Source organism: Sphingomonas sp. R-74633 (genome assembly GCF_013416555.1).
GTDB lineage: Bacteria > Pseudomonadota > Alphaproteobacteria > Sphingomonadales > Sphingomonadaceae > Sphingomonas.
This window is the reverse complement of the sequence record NZ_JACCFG010000001.1, coordinates 948633-962585: the sequence shown is the minus strand read 5'-3', so window position 1 is coordinate 962585 and position 13953 is coordinate 948633. Positions and strand designations below refer to the sequence as shown.

Here is a 13953-nt window from a genome sequence, read left to right as displayed (position 1 = left end):
GCTAGGCGCGGCGGCCCCGCATCGCTAGATGGGCGCCATGACCGATATCGCCTCCCTTCCCTATCGCCCCTGCGCGGGCGTGATGCTGCTCAATCGCCACGGCCAGGTATTCGTCGGCCAGCGGCTCGATTCGGTGGTCGAGGCCTGGCAGATGCCGCAGGGCGGGATCGATCCGGGCGAGGACGCCATCGAGGCCGCGTGGCGCGAGCTTTGGGAAGAGACCGGCGTGAAGCGGGAGCTGGCCGAGCTGGTCGCCACCGCGCCGGACGAGCTGTTCTACGACCTGCCCGAGGATCTGGTCGGCCGCCTGTGGAAGGGCAAATGGCGCGGGCAGCGGCAGCGCTGGTTCCTGTTCCGCTTCCTCGGCGAGGACAGCGACATCAACATCGAGACCGCCGAGCCCGAATTCCGCGCCTGGCGCTGGTCGGAACCGAAAGATCTCCCGGACCTCATCGTGCCGTTCAAGCGGGAGCTCTATAAGGAGCTGTTGACCGTCTTTGGACAACATCTCGTCTGATCCTGCCCTAGTTTCGCTCCCATAAGGGCGATACGGACCCACTCATGCGCGCCTCGCTCCTTGCCCTGCCGTTGCTGCTCACCGCCGCTCCGGCCTTCGCCGTGCCGATGGACGATGATGATGACGGTGCCGCCGCCGCGCTGGCCGCGATCAACGTTCCGCCGGCGCTCAAGCTGATGCTCGAGGCGGCGATGGAATCGGGCAATGAGAACGACGTCGCCGTCATCGTGAAATATGCCCGTAGCGCAGCGCCGGACAGCGCGGACAAGCTCGTGAAGATCGCCGCCGACTGGCGCGACTCCCGGGTGAAGAAGGCGCAGGCCAAGATTCGCAGCGCCGATTTCTTCGCGCTGGTGAAGGGCCATGCCGAGCTGGGCGGCTATGTCACCACCGGCAATACCGAGAATGTCGGCATCGCCGCGGCGATGGAGCTGAAGCGCGAGGGGCTCGAATGGCGCCACAAGCTGCGCATCCAGGGCGATTACCAGGAGAGCCTGGGGATCACCACGCGCGAGCGCTATCTCGCCGCCTATGAGCCCAACTGGAAGTTCGACGACCGCGCCTATCTCTACGGCGCCGCGCAGTATGAGAGCGATCGCTTCTCGGGCTTCAGCGACCGCGTCTCGGTCTCGAGCGGCATCGGTTACAGCGCGATCAAGTCGCCGGCAGTGAAGCTCGACCTCGAAGTGGGTCCGGCGTTCCGCTACACCAATTTCATCGACCAGGCGTCCGAGAGCAACGCGGCGGCGCGCGGCAGCCTCGATTTCGGCTGGAAGATCACCAAGGGCATCTCGGTGACGCAGAACGCCTCGGCCTATCTGCAGAATGCGAACAGCACCGTCTCGTCCAAATCGGCGTTGCTGACCCGGTTGTTCGGGCCGCTCTCGGCGCAGTTCAGCTATTCGCTGCAGTTCGAAAGCACGCCGGCGGTGGGCCGCAAGAGCACCGACTCCACGAGCCGCGCCGCCCTCGTCGTCGATTTCTGACGACCTATTCCCTGATTGCATGCACTTCCCGGCGTTCGCTGGGGTGACCGCAATAATATTTCGCGCTACCCCCTCGGCATGACCGAGCTTTCCAAGACAGAATGCGCGGCGGTGGAGAGGGCTGCGGCCTCGCCGATGCTGGCGCGGACCGAGGCCTGGACGGCGATCAACAGCGGCACGCGCAACCTGGCGGGCCTGGCCCGGATGGCCGACGTGCTGGCCGACGCGTTCTCTCCCCTGCCCGGCCACCTCGTGCTGGTGGAGCCTGAAGCTGCCGAGAGCGTGACCGCCGCCGGCGAAGTGCTGCCGCTGGCGCATGGCCGGCATCTCCATATCGCAGTGCGGCCCGAGGCACCGGTGCAGATCCTGCTGACCGGGCATATGGACACGGTGTTCGGCGCCGATCATCCCTTCCAGGCGAATAGCTGGTTGCCCGACGGCAATCTCAACGCGCCCGGTGCCGCTGACATGAAGGGCGGACTCGCGCTGATGCTCGCGGCGCTGGAGGCAGTGGAGGCAAGCCCGCTTGCCGGGCAGCTCGGCTATGAGGTGCTGATCAATTCGGATGAGGAGACGGGTTCTTTCTCCTCCGCGAGCCTGATCGCGGGCGCGGCCCAGGGGAAGATCGCCGCACTGACCTATGAGCCTGCTTTGCCCGACGGCACGCTGGCGGGCGCGCGCGGCGGCACCGGCAATTTCTCGATCGTGGTGCACGGCAAGTCGGCGCATGCGGGGCGCAACCCCGACGAGGGCCGCAATGCGCTCGTCGCGGCGGCCGATCTCGCGATGCGGCTGAATGACGCCAAGACCCCCGGGCTGGCCGTGAACCCGGCCAAGATCGACGGCGGCGGACCGAACAATGTCGTGCCCGACCTAGCGATCCTGCGCGTCAATTTCCGGCCCAAGGATCCCGAGGCGATCACGCGCGCGCGGATCGCGATTGACCAGGCGGTGGCGATCGTATCGGTGAAGCATGACGTCCACGTCCATGTGCATGGCAGCTTCAACCGCCCGCCCAAGCCGCTCGACCCCGGCGCCGAGAAGCTGTTCGCGCTGGTCAAGGCGTCGGGCGCCGATCTGGGCATTCCGGTGTCGTGGAAATTCTCGGGCGGGGTGTGCGACGGCAACAACATCGCCGCGTGCGGCGTGCCGGTGGTCGACACGATGGGCGCGCGTGGCGGCCTGATCCACAGTTCCGACGAATTCCTGATCCCGGAGAGCCTGGCCGAACGCGCCGCGCTCTCCGCCGTCACCATGTTGCGTATCGCCGAGAAGGGGAAGTTATGAGTTTCGTGATCCGAGCTGCCCGCGACGAGGACCTGCAGGCGCTCTACGAGATGGCGAAGCTCACCGGCGGCGGCTTCACCAATTTGCAGCCCGAAAAGGACGTGCTGCGCGCCAAGCTCGCCCGCAGCCATGAAGCGTTTGAGCGGGCCGAGGGCGAGACCGGCGACGATGTGTTCGTGCTGGTGCTCGAAAATGCCGATACCGGCGAAGTACGCGGCACCTGCCAGATCTTCACCGCAGTGGGGCAGCGCTGGCCCTTCTATTCCTATCGCCTCGCCACCGAGACCAAGCATAGCGAGGAACTGGGCCGCACCTTCCGCGCCGAGACGCTGAGCCTGGTCAACGACCTGGAGGGCTGTTCTGAGGTGGGCGGGCTATTCCTCCATCCGGGCGAGCGCGCCGGTGGCCTCGGCATGCTGCTCGCGCGCAGCCGCTATCTGTTCATCGCCTGCCACCGCCAGCGCTTCGCCGAGCGGATCCTCGCCGAACTGCGCGGCGTAATCGACGAGGCGGGTGGATCGCCTTTCTGGGATGGCATCGCCGGGCGCTTCTTCGGGATGAATTTCCAGGAGGCGGACAGCTTCAATGCGGTGCACGGCAACCAGTTCATCGCCGACCTGATGCCCAAATATCCCGTCTACACCGCAATGCTCCAGGAAAGTGCCCGCAGCGTGATCGGCCTACCACACCCCTCGGGTCGCGCGGCGATGCGGATGCTCGAGAATGAGGGGTTCGCCTGGGAACGCTATGTCGACATCTTCGATGGCGGCCCGACGATGACCGCGCGGACCGATCAGGTGCACACCGTGCGTGACGCCAAGGCAGCGAAAATCGCGGCGGTGGAGGCGGGCGGCGACGCTGCGCTGGTCGCGACGGGCTCGCTCAAGGCCTTCCGCGTGACGCAGGGGCGTGTTGCCCTGCGAGGCGACGGCGCGGCGATCGATCCACGGACGGCCGAGCTGCTTGGCGTCGGCGTCGGCGACGACGTGCTGCACGTCGGCCGCTGATGCTCACCGAGATCAATTTCGACGGGATCATCGGCCCGAGCCACAATTATGCCGGCCTGAGCCACGGCAACCTAGCAGCGACGCGCAACCGGGGCGAGACATCGCACCCGCGCGCGGCGGCGCTGCAGGGTATCGCCAAGATGCGATCGAATATCGCGCTGGGGCTGACCCAGGGCATCCTGTTGCCGCATGCCCGGCCGAATCATCGCTGGCTCGCCTCGCTCGGCACGCGCTTCGAGGATGCGCCGCCCCACACCCAGGCGCAGGCGCTCTCGGCCTCGCCGATGTGGGCGGCCAACGCCGCCACCGTCTCGCCCGCGCCCGATACCGGCGACGGCAAATGCCATCTCAGCGTCGCCAACCTCGTGACGATGCCGCACCGCAGCCATGAATGGCCCGAGACGTTGGCGCAGCTTCGGCTGGCCTTTGCCGATCCCGCCTTCACCGTGCACGGCCCGGTACCGGCGCCGTTCGGCGACGAGGGCGCGGCCAATCACATGCGCCTTGCCGCCGATCACGGCGCGCCGGGGGTTGAGGTGTTCGTCTACGGCATCTCGGGCGGCCCTTTCCCTGCCCGCCAGCACCCCGACGCCAGTGCGGCGGTGGCGCGCAAGCATCGGTTGGAGCGGGTGTTGTTCGTCCAGCAGTCGCAGGAAGCGATCGCCGCGGGAGCGTTCCACAATGATGTGGTCGCAGTGGCGAACGGACGGGTGCTGTTCGCGCATGAGCATGCCTTTGCCGACAAGGACCGCTTCTACGCCGATCTGCGCGCGATGCTGCCCGAAGTGGAGATCGTCGAGGTGCCCGCGGCTGAGGTGAACCTTGCGGATGCGATCAAATCCTATCTGTTCAATGCCCAGCTGGTGACGCTGCCCTCCAGCGAAATGGCTTTGGTGCTGCCCGGCGAGGCACGCGACACGCCGAGCGTGTGGACCTGGCTGCAGGACCATGTCGCGGGCAATGGACCGATCCGGCGGCTCGAGGTGGTCGACGTCCGCCAGTCGATGGCCAATGGCGGCGGACCGGCGTGCCTGCGGCTGCGGGTGGTGTGCGATCCGGCGACCGTCGATCCGCGCTTCCTGGTCGACGGCGCGAAGCTCGACCGAATTGCCGCGGTGATCGAGGCGCATTGGCCCGAAGCGATCCCCTACGATTCGATCGGCGATCCGGCGTTGATCGCGCAGGTCGAGGCGGCGCGGCAGGCGCTGCTCGAGGCGCTCGACCTGTCGGATTTACTTACAGGTAACCACCAAATTTAACGCGAAACTACGTGTTTTCGCGGTTGGCCCGGCGCTTGCTTAACCTTTGGCATGTTCTATCGCCTCGGCCGCCTGTTCGTGATCAAGACCAAGTTCGAGGCATTCCTCGTGATCTACGGCCTCGCCTGCGGCGCGACCGAGCGGGGCGTGCATTATCTCGGCACCTTCCCCGGCTATGGCGGCTGGATGCTGTTCGCGGCCTGCCCGATCGCGGTGTTCATGGCGGGCGCCAAGATATTGGACAGCTTCGATGTTCCCGAGTGAGCGAGTAATTGCGTCTGTAACGCTCGGGGGGTAACTCCGAAATGGAGTGACCTGTGGGGAGGTTCTAAAGCGCGTGCGTTTGTTTCCGGGTATCTTTTCCACCCTAGCGGCGCAGGCGCTGCTCGCGGCCATCGTGCCGGGCGGGCTGATGGTCTTCGTAATGCATGAGGGCCAGCAGGCCACGCTCGCGCAGCGCGAGAGCGAGCGGCTCGATGCCTTTGTCCAGACGGTTGCCGAGGCGGCCCGCGCGGGGCGCCCGCTTGATCAGGTGATGCAGCAATCGGGGCCGCTGGCCGGCCGCGTACTGCTGGTCGATCCCCAGGGTCAGGCGATCGCCGGCCCGACTACCGGCGTGGCCGCGCGTGCGGAGCGCCCGGTGCAGGTCGATGGCCGCACGGTGGCGACCGCCAAGATCGTCCGTGAGCCCGAGCTTTCCGACCAGGACCGCCGCGTGCTCGCCACCCAATATATCGGCGTGGCGGCAATCGTGGTGGTGCTGTTCGTGCTGCTGCTGGTGATGGCCTATATCTTCGCGCGGCGCTGGTCGAAGCCGCAGCTCCAGCTCTACGGGATGAGCCGGGACGTGGTGAACGGGGATCTCGACCTCTATTTCGACGAGGACGGGCCGGCGGAAATCGTCGCGACGATGCGCAATCTGCGCCGCATCGCCAGCCAGTTCAGCCGGCTGGAGACCGCACGCCGCACCTGGCTCGTCTCGATCTCGGGCGAGCTCAAGAACCCCACCGAGAATATGGGCGAGCATTTCATCAAGCTCTGCCAGGTCGAGCCCCCGCTCCCGCCCGAGCTGATCGGTGCGATCGAAGAGGACACGCGCCGGCTGATCCACATGGCGGAGGACCTCAATGCCGTCGCGCTGGCCGATCTCGGCCGCCTGCCGGTCACCTTCGCCTCGGTCGACCCACGCGCGCTGATCCACAACGCCATCTATGCCGACAAGAAGCGCGCCGAGGCGCAGGGCGTGCGGCTCGAGACGAGCACGTTGCCCGAATATACCGTGATCGTGAAATGGGACGGCGCGCGGATCGAGCAGCTGTTCAGCGCCCTGATCGACAATTCGCTGCGCTACACGCCTAAGAACGGCCGAATCGTGCTCGGGCTGGAGAGCTCGCGCGATGCCTGGCGGCTGATCATCGACGACAATGCCCCCGGCGTGGACGTCATGCTCGCTCAGCGGCTGTTCGAGCCCTTTTACCGCAGCTCGGACCGTGCCGATGAATCGGCCGCCTCGGGCCTGGGCCTGGCGACGGCACGCGCGATCGTGGAGGCGCATCACGGGCGGATCGAGGCGAGCCGCTCGCCGATTGGCGGCCTGCGCGTGACGGTGATCCTGCCGGGCAACCCGCCTACGGCCTGACGACGAGCTTCCTGGCTCTGGAAATCGAAACCCCGCCTGGCAGCTTTGCTCGGCGGGGTTTTTCTTTGGGTTGGTACGGCGCGCGAATCGCCCCGACGATCCCTTCAGCCCCATAACATAAAAACCCCGCTAAGCCACTGGCCTAGCGGGGTTTTTAATGGCGCGCCCGGAACGATTCGAACGTCCGACCCTCAGATTCGTAGTCTGATGCTCTATCCAGCTGAGCTACGGGCGCGCATTGGAGGGGTGCCTTTAGAAGCGGTTTTCGGATCGCGCAAGCCGTTGCGTGCAGTTTTCCACAGGCATAAGGCACATCCATGCGATTTATCCTGCTGCTCAGCCTTACCGCCCTTGCCGGCTGCACCCAGCCTTCGGGGCGTTACCCCTCCTTGCTTCCCCGCCCGATCGAGCAGACCAGCCTCGCCGAGCCCGATCGCCCGGTGCCGGTGGCAACGCCCGACCCGGCGCTCGACACCAAGGTCGCCGAGATTCGCGCCGGCCTCGAGGCAGGCAACAAGGCGTTCGTCGCAGGCGCGCAGGACGCGGAGGCCAAGATCGCCGTGGCGCGCGGCCTGCCGCAGGGCTCCGAGCCCTGGCTGCAGGCGCAGGTGGCGATGGGCGGCCTCGCCGAGCTGCGCCGCCCCGCCGTCACTGCGCTGTCCGACCTGGAGGAACTGGCGACGCAGCGCGGCGTCGATGGCCTGCCGCCCTACCCTGCGCTCGATGCCGCAGCGGCCGATGCCGCCAAGGCTGCCGATACGCAGCAGGCCCGCATCGATTCGCTCGAGGCCGCACTGGGTGGCACCGGCGGCTAGTCGTTGGCCAGTTCCGGGTGGAGCAGGCGCAGCACGGGGATCACCGAGGCGTAATCGTCGGTCCAGGGCGTGAAGCCCGGCCAGGCGGCGAGCGGCCGCCAGCCGCCCCCGCGGGCGACCAGCCGGTTCAGCACGGCAGGATCATGGCTGAGCGCGATCCATTCGGACGCCGATTCGCCTTCGGGCTCGACCTGGTCGACCTTGGTACCTCCGCTGAGGCTGGGCGCGGCGACGAAGTGCGGCGCAGGCTCATAAGACAGCCGCACCGCCCGCCAGCCACCGTCGCGCGCTGCCGCCGAGACGACCGGGGCGAGCGCCATGAACCGGTTGGAGATGTGCACCAGCAGCAAGCCGTTTGGCGCCAGCACCCGGTCATAAGTGGCAAAGGCCTCGCGCGTGAGCAGGTGCATCGGCACCGTGTCCGACGAGAAGGCGTCGAGCGCGAGCAGGTCGAGGCTGGCGGACTGCGATTCGGTCAGGCGGACGCGGGCGTCGCCGATCGAGATGGCCGTCTGCGGAGCGCATTGCCGCAGGAAGGTGAACTTGCCCGAATCGCGGGCGAGCTGGACGATCGCCGGGTCGATCTCGAAGAAGCGCCAGCTCTGGCCGGGCTTCGCATAGCAGGCGAGCGTACCGGTCCCCAGGCCGACCACGCCGACGCGGGCCGCCGGGCCATAGAGATCGGGCAGCGCCTGCATCGCCTGCCCCACGCCGGATCCGGGGACGTAATAGGTGGTCGGCCGGGTCGATAGCGCGCCCTTGAGCTGGACGCCGTGCAGCGTGGTGCCGTGTGCGAGCTGGCGCTCATTCGCATAGTCGGTGACGGTGTAGACGCCGAAATAGCTGCGGGTGCGGGCGTCGCTGAGCGAAAGCTGGATCGCCTTGTAGCCGCCGAAGAGGATCAGCCCACCCGCCAGCGCGGCGAGGAAAGCGGGACGGCGCCCGACGGCGAGCAGCCCAAGCGCGGCGACGAGCACGAAGGCGATCTGCTCGTGCAACTCGCCGAACAGGCCGCCCGGATTGGCGATGCCGAGCCAGACCAGCAGCGCCACGGTGGCGGCGAGCACCAGCGTCTTCAGGCTGGCGTTACGACGCCATAGCGCCCCGATCGCCGGGATAAGGAAGATCTGCGGGCACAGCGCGCCGGCCGCGAAGACGAGCAGCGGATATTCATAGGTCCAGTCGAACACGAGCGGTGCGATCAGGGCGGCGAACACCCCGCCCAGCGCTCCGCCGAAGGACATTGCGAGGTAGAAGCCGGTCAGCCGGTCCGGCGCCGGGCGCAGGACATACATCCGGGCATGAAGCGTCACCGAGACCGTGAACAACAGCAGCAGCCCGATGATCGCATTGAGATAGGCGAGCTTCTGGTGCCCGGCGATCAGCGTCGCGCCGAACATCAGGATGATCACCGGCGCGAATTTGGTGAGGATCTCGGGTAGCACGGCATCGTCGCGGAAGGCGACCGAGAAGCTGAGCAGGTACAGGCCGAGCGGCAGCACCCACAGCATCGGCACGGCGACGATGTCGGTAGTGAGGAAAGTGGTGGTGGCCAGCATCAGTCCCGAGGGGACGAGCGCGAGGACGACCCAGTGGAACACCCTGCCCCAGCCGGGCGCGGGGGTGTGGTGCACGACATGGGGCTCATCATCGGCCTTGCGCGGCAGGCGGGAGGCGCAACCGGCGACTAGTAGCAGGACGAGGACATAGCTGGCGGTCCACAGCCAGCTCTGGCCCTTGAGCGCCAAAGTCGGCTCAACGATCAGCGGATAGGCGAGCAGCCCGCCGAAACTGCCGATATTGGAGGCGGCATAGAGCGCATAGGGATCGCGGCCGTGACTGGCGATGCTGTACCAGCGCTGGAGCAAGGGGGCCTGGGCCGAAATGGCGAAGAACAGCGGGCCGATCGAAGCGACGAGCAGCCAGGGCACCCACAGCGCCGGTTCGGCGTCGCCGGGCAGCTCCATCGCGATCACGCCGATCGGCAGCCAGAGCGCGGCGCCGACCAGCACGGCGAGGTGGATCGTCGCCTGCATCCGCGGCGGCACGCGGCCGAGCCAATGGGCATAGGCGTAGCCGCCGAGCAGAAGCGCCTGATAGACCAGCATCGCGCTGTTCCACACCGCCGGCGCGCCGCCCAGTTGCGGCAGCGCCATCCGGGCGACCATCGGCTGGACGAGGAAGAGCAGGAAGGAGCCGGCGAGAATCGCGGCGACGAACAGCCAGCGCGGGGCGTGCAGGACGGCCGGTTCGTCGGTCTGGTCGTCCATCAACATCCTCCCCCACCCCGGCTTAGCCGGACGGGCTTTCGCCGCGATGAACGGTTGGCCGCGCGATCCGATAGGTGATGTGCGGGTTCAGCCATTCGGGTGCCTGGGGATGGATGAAGTCGTCGGCGGGAACGCGCGTCATGCCCAGACGCTCCATCAGCCCCCAGCTTCGCGTATTGCCGAGGACGGTCATCGCGGCGACCGTCGGCACTTCGAGATGGGCCCAGGCCCAGTCGAGGCTCGCCTGCGCTGCCTCGCGCGCATAGCCCTTGCCCCAGTAAGCGGGCGCGAAACGCCAGCCGATCTCGATCTCGCCGAGCAGCGGCGTGCCTTCGGGGCCGGGCTTGAGGCCGCAAAAGCCGAGGAACGCCCCGTCTTCCTTGCGCTCGACCGCCCAGAAACAATGGCCGTGCGCGTCGATCAATGCGTTCTGGCGCTCCATGGCGGCGTCGGCAGCCTCCGGGGTGAGCGGCGGCCCGAGAAATTCCATGACCACGGGATCCTGGCCCATCGCGTGCCAGGCGGGGCGATCGCTGTCCTGCCAGCGGCGCAGGATCAGCCGCGGGGTCTCGATCATCGGGGGCGGTCCAGCAGATAGACGATCATCGCGCCGGTGGGATCTTCGCTCGGATAGCCATAGTGATGGAAGTCGAGATCGGCGCGGCGGGTCATGCCGAGCCGCTCCATCAGGCCCCAGCTCCGGCTGTTGGGCTGGGTCGTCCAGGCACCGATTGCCGAAGCGTCGAGATTGGCCCAGCCCCAGGCGATGCTCGCCTCCGCTGCCTCGCGGGCATAGCCCTTGCCCCAATGCTTTTCGGAGACGCGCCAGCCGATCTCCGGCATGCCGGCCACCGCGGCGTGCGCGCCATAGTCATGCGCGATCCGGATACCGCAGCTGCCGACCAGCTCGCCGGTGTCGCGCAGTTCGGCGGCCCAGTAGCAATGACCATAATGTTCCTGGTCGTGCAGGCGGCGCTCGAACATCGCGGCCATCTTCTCAAGCGAGCGGATGCCGCCGAGATGGGCCATCATCAACCGCGTGTTGAACAGCGAATCGAACGCTGTGCGATCGCAAGCCGCCCAGGGGCGCAGGCGGAGGCGCGCGGTTTCGATCACGGGCGGTCGATCGCGTAGACGATCATCGCGCCGAACGGGTCCTCGGGCGGATATTCGGGGTGGTGGAAGTCGAGATCGGCGCGGCGGACCATGCCGAGCCGCTCCATCAGGCCCCAGCTGCGCGTATTGCCGATCACCGTCCAGGCGGCGATTCGAGGCCGGTCGGTGTTCGCCCAGCCCCAGGCGAGGCTTGCTTCGGCTGCCTCACGGGCGATGCCCTGCCCCCAATATTTCTCGCCGATGCGCCAGCCGATCTCGAGCTCCTCGGGCACCGGGGTGTTCGGATGGCCGCCGATGCGGACGCCGCAGACGCCCGCCAGCTCGCCGGTCTCGCGGAGTTCAACCGCCCACATGCAGTGGCCGAAGCGTTCCTGCTGAGCGATCTGCTTGTCGAGGATCGCGTCATGCCTGGCCTGCGGCACCGGACCGCCGAAATGCGCCATCATCGCCGGGGTGTTGACCAGCGCATGGAAGCCAGGCTTGTCCGCCTCGCGCCAGGGACGGAGAAGCAGGCGCTTGGTTTCGATCACTTGGCGAGCAGCTTCGCCGCCAGCGGGGCGTGATAGGTGAGCACGCCCGAGCAGCCGGCGCGGCGAAAGGCCATCAGCGTTTCGAGAACGAGCGCCTCGCGCTCCCCCGCCCCGGCTGCCGCAGCGGCCTCGATCATCGCGTATTCGCCGCTCACCTGATAGGCGAAGACCGGTACCTGGAACTCGCTCTTCACGCGCAGGATGATGTCGAGATAGGGCAGCCCGGGCTTGACCATCACGCTGTCCGCACCCTCGGCGATGTCGAGCGCGACCTCTCGCAGGGCTTCCTCGGCATTGGCCGGGTCCATCTGGTAGGTCTTCTTGTCGCCCTTGAGCAGCCCGCGCGAGCCGACGGCGTCGCGGAACGGGCCGTAGAATGCCGAGGCGTATTTCGCGGCATAGGCCATGATCTGGACGTTGACGTGGCCGTTCGCCTCCAGCGCGCCGCGGATCGCACCGACGCGGCCGTCCATCATGTCCGACGGGGCGACGATGTCCGCGCCAGCCTCGGCCTGGAGCAGTGCCTGGTCGACCAGCACCGCGCTGGTCTCGTCGTTGAGGACATAGCCCTGCGCGTCGACGATGCCGTCATGGCCGTGCGCGGTATAGGGATCGAGCGCGACGTCGGTGAGGATGCCGATATCGGGCACCGCGTCCTTGATCGCCTTGATCGCCCGGCACATCAGATTGTCGGGATTGAGCGCCTCGCGCCCGTCATCGGTGCGCAGTTCACGCGGCGTGTTGGGGAAGAGCGCCAGGCACGGGATGCCGAGGTCGCGGGCTTCGCGGGCGCGCTCGACAATGGCCTTCAGGCCCCAGCGCGAGACGCCGGGGAGCGAGGCGATCGGTTCTTCGGCATCGCCCTCGGTGACGAATAGCGGCCAGATCAGGTTCGCCGGGGTCAGCACGGTTTCGGCATGCATCCGGCGGCTCCACTCGGAGGCACGGGTGCGGCGGAGGCGGAGCGCGGGATACTGACTCATGGTGGCGCTGATGCGCCCTCAGCAATTGGGTTGCAAGCGCCCCGCGGGTTCGCTGGTGGCCTGCGCCTCTTCCTCGAGATCCTGGGGTTCGGGCACGACCAGCACTTCGCTGCGCCAGTTGCCATAGCGGAAATAGAGCGCGGCCAGCGCCAGCGAGCAGGCCGATCCGATCGGGAAGGCCAGCCACAGCGCATCGTGGCCCAGCCAGCGCTGGCCCAGGATCGCGAAGCCGAAGCGGATCGGGAACAGCGTGATCGCCAGGATGACGAGCGGCGGGATGGTGGCGCCGTTGGCGCGGACGGTGGAGAACAGCACCATCGTCGCGCCGAACATGACGAAGGTCCAGCTCGAGATCAGCTGGATGTGGCGGGCGATCGGGATGGCGGGCGAATCGCCGCCGACGAACAGCGCCATCACCGGGCGATCGAACAGGATGATTGCGACGATCACGATGAGGGTGATCGCGGTGTTGTAGGTCAGGCCCGCGCGGGTGATCGAATTGACCCGCTCCCATTTGCCGGCACCGATATTCTGCGCGGCCATGCTCGAGACGGCGACGCCGATCGCCATCGCGGGCATCTGGATATAGGTCCAGAGCTGCTGCGAGACGGCATAGGCCGCGGCGGTGTCGACACCCAGCCGGTTGACCAGCCCGATCATCGACAGGCCGGCGGTGGACATCACCAGCATCTGCGCGCCCATCGGCAGGCCCTTGGCGACGATCGTGCGGATCAGCGCCTTTTCGGGGATGAGGTAGCGGAATTCGGCCCCCCTCAGGCGGATGGGCAGGTCGCGGGCATAGACATAGATTAGCAGGCCGAGGCTCGAGGCGACACCGGCGCAGAGCGTTGCGGTGGCGGAGCCGGCGATCCCCATGCGCGGGAACGGGCCGATGCCTTCGATGAGCAGCGGGTTGAGGCCGGCGTCGATCGTGACGCTGAGCACCATGAACCACAGCGGTGTGATCGAATCGCCGGTGCCGCGCAGGCTCATCTGGATGAGCACGCCGAGCATCGCGAAGGGGAGCCCCAGGAAGATCACGCGCAGATAGGCCAGCGCCATGGCCTGCGCCTCGCCGGGGGTGGCGAGGAGATGCAGGATCTGGGGTGCGAAGACCCAGCCGAGGATCGCGATCAGCACCGCGCCGGTCATCACCAGGCCGATGGCGGAGCCGAAGGCGCGGCGTGCCGCCTCGACGTCGTGCCGGCCCATCGACTGGCCGATCAGGATCGTCGCCGCCATGCCGAAGCCGAACACCGCCGAGAACATTAGGAACATGATGATGTTGGCGTTGCTGGTGGCCGCCAGCGCCTGCTCGCCAAGGAAGCGGCCGACCCAGATCGAGTTGATCGAGCCGTTCAGCGACTGAAGGATGTTCGAGCCGAGCGTGGGGAGCGCGAACAGGAGGAGGGTCTTGCCGATCGGGCCCTGGGTCAGGTCGTGGCGCTTTGCCGGTGGTGCCATCCCTGCCCTACTCCCCTCTGATTATGTTGTTCCCCGGCGAAAGCCGGGGCCCTGGGGTTACGGGCGTTGACCTGTGTGAC

14 protein-coding genes and 1 tRNA gene are annotated in these 13953 nt (G+C 67.3%); 8 read left to right on the top strand and 7 right to left on the bottom strand.

Features of this window, described 5'->3' with window-relative positions:
• Positions 1-37 precede the first annotated feature (37 nt).
• The 7 genes from HZY97_RS04550 (at position 38) to HZY97_RS04520 (ending at position 6695) form a co-directional block, all read left to right on the top strand.
• A complete protein-coding gene (locus tag HZY97_RS04550) occupies positions 38-517 on the top strand; it encodes an RNA pyrophosphohydrolase (protein WP_180140997.1) in 480 nt (159 codons plus the stop codon).
• A gap of 44 nt (positions 518-561) precedes the next feature.
• A complete protein-coding gene (locus HZY97_RS04545) occupies positions 562-1503 on the top strand; it encodes a YdiY family protein (protein WP_180140995.1) in 942 nt (313 codons plus the stop codon).
• Between the two features lie 78 nt (positions 1504-1581).
• Complete coding sequence (locus HZY97_RS04540) at positions 1582-2790, top strand: hydrolase (protein ID WP_180140992.1); 1209 nt, start codon at positions 1582-1584, stop codon at positions 2788-2790.
• Positions 2787-3797 (top strand): arginine N-succinyltransferase, encoded by a 1011-nt coding sequence (locus HZY97_RS04535; RefSeq protein WP_180140990.1) that lies wholly within the window; start codon positions 2787-2789, stop codon positions 3795-3797. The genes HZY97_RS04540 and HZY97_RS04535 overlap by 4 nt, the downstream gene beginning before the upstream one ends.
• Positions 3797-5056 (top strand): N-succinylarginine dihydrolase, encoded by a 1260-nt coding sequence (locus tag HZY97_RS04530; RefSeq protein WP_180140988.1) that lies wholly within the window; start codon positions 3797-3799, stop codon positions 5054-5056. Before HZY97_RS04535 ends, HZY97_RS04530 begins: the two co-directional genes overlap by 1 nt.
• Before the next feature lie 51 nt (positions 5057-5107).
• Positions 5108-5320 (top strand): hypothetical protein, encoded by a 213-nt coding sequence (locus HZY97_RS04525; RefSeq protein ID WP_180140986.1) that lies wholly within the window; start codon positions 5108-5110, stop codon positions 5318-5320.
• A 73-nt stretch (positions 5321-5393) separates the two neighbouring features.
• A complete protein-coding gene (locus HZY97_RS04520; RefSeq protein WP_180140984.1) occupies positions 5394-6695 on the top strand; it encodes an ATP-binding protein in 1302 nt (433 codons plus the stop codon).
• A gap of 158 nt (positions 6696-6853) precedes the next feature.
• Here the strand turns inward: HZY97_RS04520 and HZY97_RS04515 are convergent.
• A tRNA-Arg gene (locus HZY97_RS04515) sits at positions 6854-6930 on the bottom strand.
• An 82-nt stretch (positions 6931-7012) separates the two neighbouring features.
• On the opposite strand from HZY97_RS04515, the gene HZY97_RS04510 reads away from it, so the two are divergent.
• Entirely contained in the window at positions 7013-7510 is a 498-nt protein-coding gene (locus HZY97_RS04510; protein ID WP_180140982.1) for a hypothetical protein, read from the top strand.
• Here the strand turns inward: HZY97_RS04510 and HZY97_RS04505 are convergent.
• From HZY97_RS04505 to HZY97_RS04480, 6 genes are read right to left on the bottom strand one after another with little or no spacing between them, the layout of a single operon-like run.
• Complete coding sequence (locus HZY97_RS04505) at positions 7507-9780, bottom strand: fused MFS/spermidine synthase (protein ID WP_180140980.1); 2274 nt, start codon at positions 9778-9780, stop codon at positions 7507-7509. The two genes, HZY97_RS04510 and HZY97_RS04505, sit on opposite strands and share 4 nt — an antisense overlap.
• Before the next feature lie 22 nt (positions 9781-9802).
• The gene (locus HZY97_RS04500; protein ID WP_180140978.1) at positions 9803-10357 is read right to left on the bottom strand and encodes a GNAT family N-acetyltransferase; all 555 of its coding nucleotides are present in this window, start codon (positions 10355-10357) and stop codon (positions 9803-9805) included.
• Positions 10354-10896: a GNAT family N-acetyltransferase gene (locus HZY97_RS04495; RefSeq protein ID WP_180140976.1), complete on the bottom strand. Its 543-nt coding sequence runs from the start codon at positions 10894-10896 to the stop codon at positions 10354-10356. The genes HZY97_RS04500 and HZY97_RS04495 overlap by 4 nt, the downstream gene beginning before the upstream one ends.
• Positions 10893-11426, bottom strand: coding sequence for a GNAT family N-acetyltransferase (locus tag HZY97_RS04490; RefSeq protein ID WP_180140974.1), 534 nt, complete (start codon positions 11424-11426; stop codon positions 10893-10895). Before HZY97_RS04490 ends, HZY97_RS04495 begins: the two co-directional genes overlap by 4 nt.
• Positions 11423-12409, bottom strand: a complete 987-nt coding sequence (gene hemB / locus HZY97_RS04485) for a porphobilinogen synthase (RefSeq protein WP_180140972.1) — start codon at positions 12407-12409, stop codon at positions 11423-11425. Before hemB ends, HZY97_RS04490 begins: the two co-directional genes overlap by 4 nt.
• Positions 12410-12427: 18 nt before the next feature.
• Entirely contained in the window at positions 12428-13873 is a 1446-nt protein-coding gene (locus tag HZY97_RS04480) for an MATE family efflux transporter (protein ID WP_180140970.1), read from the bottom strand.
• Positions 13874-13953: the final 80 nt, after the last annotated feature.

Coding starts and splice junctions, on each gene's coding strand:
- HZY97_RS04550 (WP_180140997.1), top strand. CDS start 38: ATGACCGATATCGCCTCCCTTCCCTATCGCCCCTGCGCGGGCGTGATG.
- HZY97_RS04545 (WP_180140995.1), top strand. CDS start 562: ATGCGCGCCTCGCTCCTTGCCCTGCCGTTGCTGCTCACCGCCGCTCCG.
- HZY97_RS04540 (WP_180140992.1), top strand. CDS start 1,582: ATGACCGAGCTTTCCAAGACAGAATGCGCGGCGGTGGAGAGGGCTGCG.
- HZY97_RS04535 (WP_180140990.1), top strand. CDS start 2,787: ATGAGTTTCGTGATCCGAGCTGCCCGCGACGAGGACCTGCAGGCGCTC.
- HZY97_RS04530 (WP_180140988.1), top strand. CDS start 3,797: ATGCTCACCGAGATCAATTTCGACGGGATCATCGGCCCGAGCCACAAT.
- HZY97_RS04525 (WP_180140986.1), top strand. CDS start 5,108: ATGTTCTATCGCCTCGGCCGCCTGTTCGTGATCAAGACCAAGTTCGAG.
- HZY97_RS04510 (WP_180140982.1), top strand. CDS start 7,013: ATGCGATTTATCCTGCTGCTCAGCCTTACCGCCCTTGCCGGCTGCACC.
- HZY97_RS04505 (WP_180140980.1), bottom strand. CDS start 9,780: ATGGACGACCAGACCGACGAACCGGCCGTCCTGCACGCCCCGCGCTGG.
- HZY97_RS04500 (WP_180140978.1), bottom strand. CDS start 10,357: ATGATCGAGACCCCGCGGCTGATCCTGCGCCGCTGGCAGGACAGCGAT.
- hemB (WP_180140972.1), bottom strand. CDS start 12,409: ATGAGTCAGTATCCCGCGCTCCGCCTCCGCCGCACCCGTGCCTCCGAG.
- HZY97_RS04480 (WP_180140970.1), bottom strand. CDS start 13,873: ATGGCACCACCGGCAAAGCGCCACGACCTGACCCAGGGCCCGATCGGC.